Origin of the sequence: Pseudoduganella danionis (assembly GCF_009720775.1) — a bacterium.
GTDB lineage: Bacteria > Pseudomonadota > Gammaproteobacteria > Burkholderiales > Burkholderiaceae_D > Rugamonas > Rugamonas danionis.
Genome location: NZ_WNKW01000006.1, coordinates 110,158 through 124,100, shown reverse-complemented (window position 1 = coordinate 124,100; position 13,943 = coordinate 110,158). Strand labels below are relative to the sequence as shown.

Genomic DNA, 13,943 nt, shown 5'->3' with positions numbered 1-13,943 from the left:
TGAAAAAATCAGCCGACCCGACGATCCCTATCCAACGCCCGCACCCGCGGGCGTTGTCCCTTGCAAGGAAAAACATGAAAAAGACTTTCATCGCTGCCAGCATAGCGCTGATGCTGGCCCAGTTGCACGGCAATGCCATCGCTGCACCGGCTGCCCGTGCCGAAAACGCCTACCTGTCGCAGCAAGATGCAGCGGCCCGTTCGGCCCGCGTAGCCAATGTCGATTACACACTGGACTTCACACTGACGGGTGGCGAACGCTTTAGCGGCAGCACCACGCTGCAGTTCGATCTCAATGATGCCAGCGCGCCGCTGACCATCGATCTCGATAAAGCCACCGTACACAGTGTCAGCGTCAACGGCAAGGTCGTGCCTACCCAGTACAACCAGTGGTTCGTTACCATTGCTGCCGCTGATCTGGTGGCGGGCCGTAACACCGTCACCATCAGCTACGAGCGCCTGCACAGCACCAATGGCGAAGGCCTGCACCGCATGGTCGACCCGGTCGATCAGCGCGTCTACACCTATACCCACTTCGAGCCGGCGGCTGCGCACCAGATGTTCCCGTCGTTCGACCAGCCCGACCTGAAAGGCACTTATGCAATTACTGTCAGCGTGCCGGCCGACTGGGTAGTGTCGTCCACCAAGCGCGAAAGCGGCATCGAAGATCTGGGTGCCACGCGGCGCTGGACCTTCCCGCGCACCAAGCGCCTGAGCAGCTACAACTTCTCCATGCACGCGGGCCCGTACAAGGTATGGGAAGACGGCAGCGCCAAATATCCTATGCGGCTGTTCGCGCGCCAGTCGGTGGCCAAGCAGGTCGCGCCGCAGGACTGGTTCAAGTACACCCGTCAGGGTCTGGCCTTCTTCGACGAGTATTTCGGCCTGCCTTACCAGTTCGAGAAATACGACCAGTTGCTGGTGCCGGACTTCCTCTACGGTGCGATGGAAAACGCCGCCGCCGTGACGTTTGCCGAAGGCGGCTTCCTGCACCAGAGCGAAATGACGGCGGCCCAGCGCCAGAGCCTGGCCGGCGTGATCATGCACGAAATGGCGCACCAGTGGTTCGGCGATCTGGTCACCATGAAGTGGTGGAACGGCCTTTGGCTGAACGAAAGCTTCGCTTCCTTCATGGGCACGCTGGCCACGGCCGAAGCGACCGAGTTCACCAACGCCTGGCAGGGCTTTTACTCGGGCGGCAAGCAGGCTGCGTATGTGCAGGACCAGCGCGTGACGACGCACGCGATCGAAACCCCGGTCCCTTCGACGGCGAATGCCTTCGATAACATCGATGCGATCACTTATTCCAAAGGCGCGTCCACGCTCAAACAGTTGCGCCACCTGCTCGGTGAGGAAACCTTCCGTCAGGGCGTGCACAACTATCTGGTCAAATACTCCTACCAGAACGCCAAGCTGGATGACTTCATCGGCAGTCTGGGCGAGGCGGCCAAACGTGACCTGAGCGGCTGGACCAAGCAGTGGCTGTATGAACCGGGCGTAAATACCATCGCAGCCGATTTCAGTTGCGCCGGCGGCAAGATCAAGCAGTTCACGCTGCGCCAGAGCGCGGCCAGTGCGGCCATGCCGACGCTGCGCGAGCAGCGCGTGCAGATTGCCCTGTTCAAGCTGACGCCGCAAGGTCTGGCACTGAGCAAAAATCTGGCCGTGACCTATCAGGGCGCGGCAACCAAGGTGGCGGCGCTGCAGGGCGCGGCCTGCCCTGATCTGGTCTATCCCAACTATCAGGACTGGGGCTATGCCCAGGTGCAGCTCGATGCCCGCTCGTTTGCAACGGCGCAGGCCAATCTGAGCAAGGTGGCCGACCCTATGCTGCGCTCCATGCTGTGGCAAAGCCTGTGGGACAGCGTGCGCGCTGCCCAACTGCCGCTCGATGACTTCCTCAAGACGGTGCTGGCGAATGCCCCTGCCGAGAAGGATTACACGCTGCTCGGCGATGTGACGGGCAAGCTGCGCATGGCCAAAGCCTATCTGGACGAGATGGGGCCGGAAGTGGCGGCCTACCGCAACAAGGTGCTGCCGCAGCTGGAACAGATGGCCTATAAAGCCAGCGTGGCAGCGCAGGGCGATAACAACTTCCAGCGCCGCTGGTTCGGTACCTTCCTCGGTCTGGCCAGTACGCCGGCCGCGCTGGCGCAACTGGCTGATATCCTGAGCGGCAAGCAGGTGGTGCCGGGCCTGAACGTGGGGCAGGATTTGCGCTGGGAGATCGTAACGCGCTTGAACCGCTACGCCTATCCCGGTGCAGCAGCCTTGCTGGCGGCCGAGCAGACGCGTGACCCGTCCGATGCGGGCCAGCTAGCTGCCGTGGCAGCAACGGCGGTGCAGCCTGATGCGGCCGTGAAGACTGAATGGCTGGGCAAGATCCATGATCTGCAGACCAAGCTGCCGTTCTCGAAAGTGCGCAAGGCGATGGAAAATCTGTATCCGGCCGAGCAGCGCGCACTGGCCGAGCAGACAGCCGCCCAGCGTCTGGCCACGCTGGCACAGGTGGACCAGAGCGCCGGTCCCGTGTTCATGCGTACCTATGCCAACGCCTTGCTGCCAACGGCGTGCACGCCGGCCAGCGTAGCGCGCTTGCAAACGGTGCTGGATCAGACCAAGACGCTGTCGGCCGGCACCATGCGCTCGCTGCTGGTCGCCCATCAGGAAGACCAGCGCTGCGTGGCCATCAAGCAGAAGCTGATCAAGTAAGCCTAGCCTGTATAACAAGAACAGAAGCCAGCCGCAAGGCTGGCTTTTTTTTTGCCGATAGGCGGCGGACGGCTCAGACGCTGGCCGCGTCGTGCTGGGCGATCCAGCGCTGCAGCTCGCGGCCGAACACGCGCGTGCGCGCCGTATCGACCTGACGCTTTTTATAGGCATCGTGGCTGGCCGGCCCCGTCAGGCTGCGCTGGTAGCTATCGGCATCCATCAGCTGGATTTCGTATTCGAAGAAGAAGCCCACGTCATAGTCCTGCTCAGGCGCGGCATCGAGCTGCTGCACGTGGATCATCTTGCGCACGGTGACTTGCACGCTGTTGTAGCCAGTGCCGGAATGGGGATTGTCGCAGCGGGTGAGTGGCTGCGCCTGTTCGGACAGTTCGGCATCCATCTGGCGCAACAGCTCGCACGGATAGCCTTCGCTGGCTGCAATCCGGCTGCGGTATTTATTGAAGATGATTTTGGCAGCATCCAGATCGAGCAGGGTGTTGCGTGTGCGGCCAGCATCGACATTGGTCACGGACAGCAGGTGCGAACGCTGCAGTGCGCGCAGCGCCAGCAGGCATTCGAAACGGGTGGCAAATACGAGGCGCACGCCCAGATGGTCGAAGATGTCGGCAGCCAGATAGGCCGCCTTCTGCAACAGTTTGAGCAGTATGCTGTTGCGGCCCTTGTTGTTCTTGCGGTCGTAGTGCAGCAGCGGCAAGCAGATTTCGCCATCGGTCAGGAAGTAGTGCTCGCCGTCGCTGCGGATCACTTCATCGAGCGAACCGAATACCTGGCTGCGGATGGCGTGGAAATGGCGCAGCTTGAGATTGTTATCGATGTAGAAAATCCCGTGCATCACCTTCAGCACGGCGCAGGCCCACATGCGACGCAGATCGACCTGCTGGCCGCGCAGCGAGGCGTACACCAGCAATTGCAGCGGGTCCTTGGGCGTGCGTACGTCGGGCGGTATCAGCGCGGCCTGCTGCGGCGTGAGAAAGTTCTGGCAAATGAATTCCACTGCTTCGGCGTGGGCCTGCAGGATGAGGCGCGGTGCAGCCGGCTGGTCCAGATCGAAACCATATTCGCGCACGAACTGGCGCGCATCGTGGAGATTGCGCAACGCCAGCGCACCGAGATCGATGGCGGAAACGCCGTTGGCGATGGCGTTCAGATAGCTCCAGTTGAGTGAGAACTTGCCCTTGCTTTGAAGAGTGGGGATCAGGGTCGGCATGGCAGCGATGGCGTGCGGCGATAAACCAGTATCGCAGTCCCCACAGGCAGCGTCAATGCTGCACCGCGGTAGTGCAAAAACACGGCAGCGCCTGTGCTGGTTGCCGCGCTATGGATTTCGTGTCAGTATTGCCGCGCGGGTAAACACGCATTTAAAACGCATAATACGGAGACCGACTTGAAAAACACCATGTTCATCTGCTCACTGCTAGCTGCTGCCACTGCGCATGCCGGCAATGGGCCGGAGTTCGATGCCAAGCACTTGTCGCAGGACGTGAAGGTGCTGGCGTCGGATGAATTCGAAGGACGCGGGCCGAACACGGCCGGCGAAAACAAGACTGTGGCTTTTCTGATCGAGCAGTTCAAGGCGGCAGGTCTGCAGCCGGCCGGCGATCTGCTCAAGGGCCAGAAGAATGTACGCAGCTGGACGCAGGATGTGCCGCTGGGCCGTTTCGAAATCAAAGGCCCTGTCAAGCTGCAGTTGCATGACGCTAAAGGCAATCAGGAGCTCAAACAGGGCGACGACATGGCGGTGCGCGCAGCCATGAACGGCAGCAAAAAAGTCGATTTCCGTAATGCGCCGCTGGTGTTCGTCGGCTATGGCGTGAATGCGCCCGAGCGCAAATGGGATGACTTCAAAGGCTTCGATCTGCGCGGCAAACTGGCCGTGGTGCTGATCAATGATCCTGACTTTGAAACGGGCACGGGCGACTTCGGCGGCAAGGCCATGACCTACTACGGCCGCTGGACCTACAAGTATGAAGAGATGGCTCGGCGCGGCGCGCTGGGCACCATCATCGTGCATGAAACGGCACCCGCATCGTATGGCTGGGCCACGGTCAAAAACTCGAACACCAACGTGATGTACGACATCGTGCGCAAGCAGCCAGCGCTGGCCCATGCATCGATGGAAGCGTGGATACAGCGTGATCTGGCAGTCGATCTGTTCAAGCGTGGCGGGCAGGATTTCGAAGCCCTCAAGAAACAGGCGCAGACGCGCAACTTCAAACCGGTGCAACTGCAGGGCGTGACGCTGACGGCAAGCTATGCGGTCGATGCCCAGACCATCGTCTCGAAAAACGTGGCGGGTCGCGTGGTGGGCAGCGCCCATCCCGAGCAGACCGTGATGTATAGCGCGCACTGGGATCACCTCGGTGTGGGCCTGCCGGACGCCAAAGGCGACAAGATCTACAACGGTGCAGTGGACAATGCCACCGGCATCGCCGCGCTGCTGGAACTGGCGCGTGCCTATGGCAAGGCGCCGGCACCACAGCGCAGCGTGCTGTTCCTCGCCGTGACGGCGGAAGAAAAAGGCTTGCTCGGTTCCGAGTACTACGCGGCCTATCCGCTGTATCCGCTGGCGGAAACGGTGGGCGCCATCAATATGGATGCCCTGAGCCCGTATGGTCCGGCACGCAACTTCACCATCTCCGGCAGCGCCAAGCTCGATCTGCTCGACCAGCTGATCGCCAAGGCCAAGCAGTACGACATGGTGTACGCACCGGATCCGAAACCGGAAGCGGGCCACTTCTTCCGCTCCGACCACTTCCCGCTGGCCAAGCGCGGCGTGCCGGCGATTTCCTTCGGCTCCGGCGATGACTGGATCGATGGCGGTCTGGCCGCTGGCCACAAATCGGAAGAAGACTATGTGGTGAACAACTACCACCAGCCTTCGGACGAGTGGAAAGCCGAGTGGCCGTTCACCGGCATGGCACGTGATCTGGGCCTGCTGTATGGTCTGGGACGCGATCTGGCCGAGTCCAAGGATTGGCCGAACTGGGCGCAGGATGCCGAGTTCCGCATCATCCGCGATGCCAGTGCCAGCAAGCGCCGCTAGACTGGGCCTGCCTTAGACCCCAAGACCACCAGATATCTGGTGGTCTTTTTTTTCGCCCCGCAGTGTGCGATGACGGTAGCGCCTAGTGAGCGGGCGCGCCGATATGCGTGGCGAGGAAGGCTTCGATCTGGCGCCACAGGTCTATGCGTGGCCGCTGGGTCTTCCAGTCTTCGACCGTGGTGCTGTAGTCCAGCCATTGCACGGGCGCTTGATGCGCCTGCATTGCTTCGTACAGCTTGCGGCCCTGCTGGTAGTCGAAGCGTTCGCTATCCTTGTCATAGGCCAGCAGCACGGGCTGGCGCAACTGCTGTAGGCGTTCGCTGTCAGGATCGTTGCGCGGCGTGACCAGGGCCGACCAACTGATGCCGCATTTGAACACTTGCGGCTGGTGCAGCAGGCTTTTCAGCGCAACATGGCCGCCGCTGCCGGCACCGGCGATGCAGACTCTGGCCGGATCGGTATATCCCTGTTTGGCGGCCCATTGCACGGCATCGGCCAGATCGGTGATGGCATCGGGCGTCTGGCCCGAGGCAGGGCTTTGCGCATGCAGCGCGCCGAAGCCGCTACTGCCGCGCGGGCTGACCTGGAGCACCGCGTAGCCGCGCGAGGCCAGGAACTGCACTTCGGCATTCCAGTCCCATAAGCCATTGCGCTCGGACATATTGCGGTTGTTCAGCAGCACGGTGGCAAACGGCTGCTTGCCCGCGTGTTTGGGCAAGGTCACGAACACGGGAATCATGCGGCCATCGCGCGCAGCAAAGCGCTCCATATTCATGCTCGACATGCGCTGCGGTGGCAGCTCGGGCATGGCACTGCCCAGCAAGTGCACGGCGCGGGTCTGGCTGTTGTACAGCAGATAGGCATGGCTCTGGATATCCGAATGGGTGTTGATCAGCACGTAGGGTGTCGTGCTCTGGCGTCCGCGCGAAATCAGGTTGACCAGACCGGGAAACTGTTCATCGATCTGCTGCTGCAAAGCCTTCATGGCAGGATCGAACCAGACCGTGGTGGCGGCATCCGTGTTGAAGCGGTAGCCCAGCATTTTGCGCTCACCGACGATGAAGCGGCCGTCCGTATCAAAGCCCGGTGCAACTATCATGGCCGGCTGCTGCAGTGCCTTGTTCTGTATGTCGTAGCGATAGACAGCGGCTTCGTCGCGCTGGTTGCGGGCACGCACGTATAGCTGGCCTTCCGCATACAGCAGCGGCTTGTAGCCATCGTTGTTGTTGAAGTCGCGGCTATCGAATTCGTTCCAGCTATCGCCGTCGCGGAAATAGCTGCGCATCAGTTCGTTGCGGCGTGCCACCACCACGCGTGGCTGGCCGTCGGCATCGATCAGCGTGTGATAGGTTTCGCTGGGCGCGCGGATATTGCTGATGCGCCCAGTGCGGGTACTCAGGCGCACCAATTCCGAATGGTCCAGATCGCGCGAGATCACATACATCTCGTCCTTGGGCCAGTTGGGAAAGCCGTCGAAGCTGGTCGGGCCGAAAAAATCGTATTTGATCTGGTAGCCATCGGCAAAACTGCGCGGCCTGTCGATGGTCGCGCGCAGCATGATACGGTTGCTGCCGTCGCGGTCTATCGCGTACAAGCCAGTCTGGCCGACTTCGCCGCCATGATCGATATTGACAGTGGTAAAGCCTATGCGCTCGTCGCTGAGCCAGAAGAAATGCTCGATATCGGCATTGTTGAAGTTGGCCACGGCGCGCGACTTCTGGCTTTCCGTGTCCAGTACGACCAGCATCATGCGGCCATGAGGGGATAGCCGGCGGATGGCGATAGAACGGCCATCGGGGGAAATGGCGGCGCCGCTGGTATCGGGGCGCTGGAAAAACTGCTCGACGGGAATCGGGCTGGCAGTTTGCGCCTGCGCGTTGCTGGTGACGAGGACTAAGGCGGATAGACTAGCAGCAAGCAAGCGCATGATAATTTTTAGATAACTGAATAAACGGCAACTTTATCGGGAAATTACCGTTGCAGCAATGCATGCGCTGAAAAAAACACCCGCGCCGCACACGCCTGCTGGTGGCGTGCGGGGCGCGGGCGTCGTGACCCGGAGGTGGCCCTAGCTTACAGGTAGCGCGACAGCAGGGCGCGGTCGTAAGCGGCGCCCAGTTCGATGCGCACGATGTGGCCGCTGCCGGCGGCCACGTTGATCTCATTGCCGTCGTCCGACAGCATGCGGTTCAGGGTGATGTCGTGGTTGCCGCTAGGGTGCATGACTTCGATCTTGTCGCCCACGCTGAAGCGGTTTTTCACATCCACGCGCGCCCAGCCGTTTTCGACGCCGATCACATCGCCCACGTACTGGCTGCGGTCGGCCTCGGACGCGCCGCGCATATAGTTCTGGTGCGCCTGCGTGTGATGGCGCTGGTAGAAACCGTCCGTGTAGCCACGGTTGGCCAGACCTTGCAACTGGCCCAGCAGGCTGATGTCGAACGGACGGCCAGCCACCGCATCGTCGATTGCGCGGCGATACACTTGTGCCGTGCGGGCCGCATAGAACAGCGACTTGGTACGGCCTTCCACTTTGAGCGAATTGACGCCTATCTTGACCAGACGCTCGATGTGCTCGACGGCGCGCAAGTCTTTCGAGTTCATGATGTAGGTGCCGTGCTCGTCTTCGATAATCGGCATTAGCTGGCCCGGGCGCTGGGCTTCTTCGATCAGGTAAGGACGGTCGGCCAGCGGATGGCGCGCTTCCTGATGCAGCGTCGAGAACGGGCGCGCGTCGGCTTCTTCGATGGCGCGCTGGAAGTTGAGCGGAATGACTTCCATGCGGCCCAGATCGCCGGTAGCGTCTTCGGCCGCGTTCTTCACCTGATAGTCCCAGCGGCAGGAATTGGTGCACGTGCCCTGATTCGGATCGCGGTGGTTGAAATAGCCGGACAGCAGACAACGGCCCGAATAAGCGATGCACAGCGCGCCGTGCACGAATACTTCGAGTTCCATTTCCGGGCACTGCTGGCGGATTTCCTCGATTTCGTCGAGCGACAGTTCGCGCGACAGAATCACACGGGTCAGGCCCATGCGGTGCCAGAACTTGACGTCGGCCCAGTTGACGGCATTGGCCTGCACGGACAGGTGCACGGGCACGTCCGGCCACTTGTCGCGCACCATCATGATCAGGCCGGGGTCGGCCATGATCAGCGCGTCCGGTTTCATGTTGATCACCGGCTCCATATCGCGCAGATAGGTTTTCAGCTTGGCGTTGTGGGCAAAGATGTTGCTGGCGACAAAGAACTGCTTGCCGCGTGCGTGGGCGCCGTCTATGCCTTCCTGCAGCGCATCCAGTGTCGAAAAGTCATTATTGCGCACGCGCAAGCTGTAGCGAGGCTGGCCCGCATACACGGCATCGGCGCCGTAATCGAAGGCGGCGTGCATTTTGGCCAGCGAACCGGCGGGCAGGAGGAGTTCGGGAGAGCTAAGCATGATAAAAAGAAGCGCGCAAAAGTGGCGGATCTTAGTGCCTTGCGTCCAGCCAGTCCTTGATCTGGATCAAAAAAGCCTACCTTGGGGTCAGGTCGGGCAAAGTGCAGGGGTCAGGTCGGGCATCGGTGCAGCCTCAAGCGGAAGTCTGCAGTTGAGGCCCGTTTGCCCGACCTGACACTGACACTTTGCCCGACCTGACCCCGCGGGTTTAGCTGCGGGCGGGGATGGTCAGGCCTTTGGCTACGGCCGGACGGGCGACGAAGGCGGCCAGCACGCGCTGTACTTGGGGGAAGCGGCTGATCTGCACCAGCTCGCCGGCGCCGTAGAATTCGATCAGGTTGCGGATCCACGGGAAGATGGCGATGTCGGCGATGGTGTACTGCTCGCCCATGATCCACTGGCGGCCCTGCAGGCGCTGCTCCAGCACGCCTAGCAGACGGCTGGCTTCGGCCACGTAGCGGTCGCGCGGGCGCTTGTCTTCGTATTCCTTGCCGGCGAATTTGTGGAAGAAGCCTACCTGACCGAACATAGGGCCGACGCCGCCCATCTGGAACATCAACCATTGCAAGGTTTCATAGCGCAGCGCCAGATCGTCGGGCAGCAGCTTGCCAGCCTTGGCGGCCAGATAGATCAGGATGGCCCCCGATTCCCACAGGCCCAGCGGCTGGCCGTTGGGACCATTCGGGTCGATGATGGCGGGAATCTTGTTGTTCGGGTTGAGCGAGAGGAATTCCGGCGATAGCTGGTCATTGCTATCAAAGCTGACCAGATGGGCTTCATAAGGCAGGCCCAGTTCTTCCAGTGCGATGGAAATTTTGACGCCGTTGGGCGTGGGCAGCGAGTATAGCTGGATGCGCTCGGGGAATTGCGCAGGCCATTTTTTGGTGATGGGGAAGTCAGCAAGAGTTGTCATGTCGGGTCCGTAGAAAACTGTTGAGCGGGAATTATCCACGGATTTGCCGAATGCTGCTGATGGTGCCCGCAAAGGCGGGCACCGCAGGGTATAGCCTTAGCGCAGAGGGCGCGTGCTTACAGCGCTTTGCTGCACAGGCGGAAGTCCGGATCGTCCGGGTACGGTCGGATCTGGAAGCCCAGGCTGGCCATGAGTTTCAGCATGCCCGTGTTCTTCACCAGTACCAGACCGTCGATCTCGGTCAGGCCCTTGTCGCGCGCCACGTCCATGATGGCCAGCATCAGCCGCGTGCCCAGCCCCTGGCCGCTGTAGCGGTCATCCACCAGCAGCGAGAATTCGCAGGTGCTGTGGTCGGGATTGGCGATGTAGCGCGATACGCCGATGATGTGCGAGGTTTCGACAAACTCGCCATCTTCGCCGGGTGTGCGGGTGGTCTGCACGGCCACTAGCGCCATTTCGCGGTCGTAGTCGATCAGCGTGTACTTGGCCAGCATCGGCACGGACAGCTCGCGCAGCGACGAAGCGAAGCGGTAGTAGCGCGATTTCTCCGACAGGCCGCGCACCAGATCCTGCAGCATCGAGGCGTCGTCCGGCTGCACCGGCCGCAGGGTGTACTGGCCACCGCCGCGCATCGGCCATTCCTGCGTGTAGTTGGACGGGTAAGGCAGGATGGCCAGATGGTCGTAGTCGGCCGCCGAAGGTGGTGCGGCATCGACCACGATGCGGGCATCCACCGCCAGTGCGCCGTTTTCATCGACGATCAGCGGGTTGATGTCCATCTCGCGCAGCTGCGGCAGCTCGCACACCATTTCCGACACGCGCAGCAGCATCTGCTCGATGGCTTCGCGCTGGGCCGGCGGCGCACCGCGCCACTCGCCCAGCGTTTCGGCCGTACGTACGCGGTCGATCAGGCGCTGGGCCAGGAACAGGTTCAGCGGCGGCAGTTCGACGGCGCGGTCGTTGATCAGTTCTATCATGGTGCCGCCCGCGCCGAAGCTGATGGCGGGGCCGAACAGGTGGTCCGTCACCACGCCGATATACAGTTCGCGGCCATGGCGTTTGCCGGCCATCTTCTGGATGGTGACGCCATTGATGCGCGCTTCCGGTTGCAGGCGGCGGACGGTGGCCATCATGTCGCTGAAGGCGTCGCGCACGGCGGCCGCATTCTGGACATTCAGCACCACGCCCTGCACATCGGATTTGTGCGGGATATCGGGCGAATCGATTTTCAGCGCGACCGGGTAGCCCAGCTGACTCGATATCAGCATGGCTTCGCTGGCTGTGCGCGCGAGGATGGTCTGGGTAATCGGGATGTGGAAGGCTGCCAGCAGCGCTTTTGATTCCATCTCCGTCAGCACTTTGCGGCGTTCGGCCAGCACGCCTTCGATCAGCAGGCGGGCGCCGTCCAGATCAGGCTTGGCCAGTTGCGACAGCGGTGGCGGGGTCTGATGCAGCAGTTGCTGGTTCTGGTAGAACGAGGCGATATTGCTGAAGCCATCGACGGCCGCTTCCGGCGTGCGGAAGGTGGCCACACCGGCCGTGTTGATGATCTGGCGCGCTTCGGCGACCTGTTCATCACCCATCCAGCAGGTCAGCAGCGGTTTGCCGAGGCCTGCATTCATAGCGCTGACAGCGCGCGCCACGCCGGCCGGATCGCCGCCCAGCTTGGGCGAATAGATCACCAGCACGCCATCGACTGCGCTATCGCGCGCACAGGCCTGTATGGCTGCGCAGAAGGCGTCTGCATCGGCATCTTCCGACAGATCGAGCAGATTCGACAAGGTAGCATTGGCCGGCAGGATGGGCATCAGTGTGCGTGCCGCTTCGTCCGACAGGCGCGCCAGTTTCAGGTCGAGTTCCTCGATCCAGTCCGCTGCCAGCACGCCGGGGCCGCCGCCATTGGTGACGATGGCCAGACGCGGGCCCACGGGGCGGTAGCGCGAAGCCAGACATTTGGCGGCTGCAAACAGCTGCACAAACGACTTCACGCGCACAGCACCCGTGCGGCGCAGCGCGGAATCGAAAATGTCGTCGGAAGCGACGATGGAGCCCGAGTGGGTCAGCGCGGCCGCCGATGCGGCCGAGGCATTGCCGGCTTTGAGTACCACCACCGGCTTGGTATTGGCCGCGCCACGCAGGGCCGACAGGAAGCGCCGTGCATTGGTCACGCCTTCCATGTAGATCACGATACTCTGGGTGGCCGGATCGGTGGCGAGGAAGTCCAGCGTCTGCGCCAGATCGACGGCAGTGTTAGCCCCCAGCGACACCACGGTGGAGAAGCCCACGGCATTCTTGTTACCCCAGTCCAGAATCGCCGAGGTCAGTGCGCCTGATTGCGAGATCAGTGCCAGACTGCCGGGCTGGGCCAGCTGACCGGCCACGCTGGCATTGATGTTCAGGCGCGGACGCTGGTAACCGAGGCAGTTCGGCCCCAGCAGATGGATGCCATGTTTGCGCGCGATGTTGTGCAGTTCATGCGCCTGCGTGCTATCCACCCCGGCCGACAGGATCAGCGCAGCGCGGCACTGGATGCGGCCCGCCACTTCGAGCGCGAAGCACAGTTCTTCCGTGGGCAGCGCGATCACGGCCAGATCGGCGCGCGAATGGGCCAGATCGGCCAGCGTACCCGTCATGCCCACATCGAGATAGGTTACCGGCCCTTTGAAGCCGCCCTGTTCCAGTTGCGCGCTGATTGAGCGGCCATAACTGGTCTGGGTGTCCGGCTGGTCCGGCTTGCCGGCAAAAACAACGATGGACTGGGGCGAGAACAGGGGGGTGAGGTAGTGGGTTTCCATGAGCGTGATCGGCAATGTGGGAGATCGGCAAGCGCCGGGTAAGCGCTGCCGACAATAGCATTGATCGGGTTCAGTCGTCCATTCCGAGCAAAACTTTCACGTGGGCGGCGGCGCTGCGCGCCAGCGAGGACATCACGTAGCCGCCTTCCAGACAGGACACGATGCGGCCCTGACAGTGGCGCTGTGCTACGGCGACGATCTGTTTGGTGATCCACGCGTAGTCCGCTTCCACTAGCCCGAGGTTGCCCATGTCGTCATCGCGGTGGCCATCGAAGCCGGCCGAAATGAAAATTAGCTGGGGGCGGAATTGATCCAGCGCGGGTATCCACTTCTCCAGCACGGCCTGACGCAGCGCGTCGCTGCCTGAGCGGGCCGGCAGCGCCACATTCACCATATTCGGCCCGCGCGGCACGTTGCCGCAGAACGGATACAGCTTGTCCTCGAAGATCGAGCACATCAGCACGCGCTCGTCATCGTGCAGGATGTCTTCGCTGCCATTGCCGTGGTGGACGTCGAAATCCACCAACGCCACCCGTTCCAGCCCGTGCACATTGAGCGCGTGGCGTATGCCGACGGCAACGTTGTTAAAAAAGCAGAAGCCGCCCGCGGCGCTGTACTCGGCATGGTGGCCCGGTGGGCGCACGTTGCAGAAAGCCGTGCCGGCACCCTTGGTCAGCACCATATCGGTGGCCATCACGGCGGCACCGGCAGCGCGCAGGGCGGCCTGATAGCTATACGGATTCATGCTGGTGTCAGGGTCAACCTGCACCGTGCCTTCCTTGGGCGACTGGGCCGCCAGTTCGTGGATGTACAGGCTGGCATGGGCTTGCGCCAGCTGCTTTTCGGTCGCCAGCGGCGCATCCATCGGTTGCATGAAATCGAGCAGGCCCTTGATCAGCAGCATGTCGTTGACCGCGCCTATGCGCTCGGGGCATTCGGGGTGTTGATCGCCCATCGAGTGTTTCAGGCAATCGGGGTGGGAAATATAAACTGGCAGCATCGTCAAACGTGGGTAAGCGTTACAG

8 protein-coding genes are annotated in these 13,943 nt (G+C 61.9%); 2 read left to right on the top strand and 6 right to left on the bottom strand.

What is annotated here, in order from left to right:
* The first annotated feature begins 74 nt into the window (after positions 1-74).
* A complete protein-coding gene (gene pepN, locus GM655_RS18820; protein ID WP_155436210.1) occupies positions 75-2,711 on the top strand; it encodes an aminopeptidase N in 2,637 nt (878 codons plus the stop codon).
* A 73-nt stretch (positions 2,712-2,784) separates the two neighbouring features.
* Here pepN and GM655_RS18815 read toward each other — a convergent pair whose 3' ends face one another.
* Complete coding sequence (locus GM655_RS18815) at positions 2,785-3,939, bottom strand: TIGR04552 family protein (protein ID WP_155436209.1); 1,155 nt, start codon at positions 3,937-3,939, stop codon at positions 2,785-2,787.
* 177 nt (positions 3,940-4,116) lie between these two features.
* Here GM655_RS18815 and GM655_RS18810 point away from each other — a divergent pair, with 177 nt between their 5' ends.
* Positions 4,117-5,775 carry a M28 family metallopeptidase gene (locus tag GM655_RS18810; RefSeq protein ID WP_503826594.1) on the top strand — a complete coding sequence of 553 codons (1,659 nt, stop codon included), beginning with the start codon at positions 4,117-4,119 and terminating at the stop codon, positions 5,773-5,775.
* A gap of 82 nt (positions 5,776-5,857) precedes the next feature.
* Here the strand turns inward: GM655_RS18810 and GM655_RS18805 are convergent, their stop codons facing one another.
* The 5 genes from GM655_RS18805 to GM655_RS18785 all read right to left on the bottom strand — a co-directional run bounded on the left by GM655_RS18805 (position 5,858) and on the right by GM655_RS18785 (position 13,918).
* Positions 5,858-7,702: an alpha/beta hydrolase family protein gene (locus GM655_RS18805; protein WP_155436208.1), complete on the bottom strand. Its 1,845-nt coding sequence runs from the start codon at positions 7,700-7,702 to the stop codon at positions 5,858-5,860.
* A gap of 146 nt (positions 7,703-7,848) precedes the next feature.
* Positions 7,849-9,210, bottom strand: coding sequence for a prephenate-dependent tRNA uridine(34) hydroxylase TrhP (trhP, locus tag GM655_RS18800; RefSeq protein ID WP_155436207.1), 1,362 nt, complete (start codon positions 9,208-9,210; stop codon positions 7,849-7,851).
* Positions 9,211-9,418: 208 nt separating this feature from the next.
* Positions 9,419-10,123: a glutathione S-transferase N-terminal domain-containing protein gene (locus GM655_RS18795; RefSeq protein WP_155436206.1), complete on the bottom strand. Its 705-nt coding sequence runs from the start codon at positions 10,121-10,123 to the stop codon at positions 9,419-9,421.
* A 116-nt stretch (positions 10,124-10,239) separates the two neighbouring features.
* Positions 10,240-12,918, bottom strand: coding sequence for a bifunctional acetate--CoA ligase family protein/GNAT family N-acetyltransferase (locus tag GM655_RS18790; RefSeq protein WP_155436205.1), 2,679 nt, complete (start codon positions 12,916-12,918; stop codon positions 10,240-10,242).
* Between the two features lie 70 nt (positions 12,919-12,988).
* The gene (locus GM655_RS18785) at positions 12,989-13,918 is read right to left on the bottom strand and encodes a histone deacetylase family protein (protein WP_155436204.1); all 930 of its coding nucleotides are present in this window, start codon (positions 13,916-13,918) and stop codon (positions 12,989-12,991) included.
* Positions 13,919-13,943 lie beyond the last annotated feature (25 nt).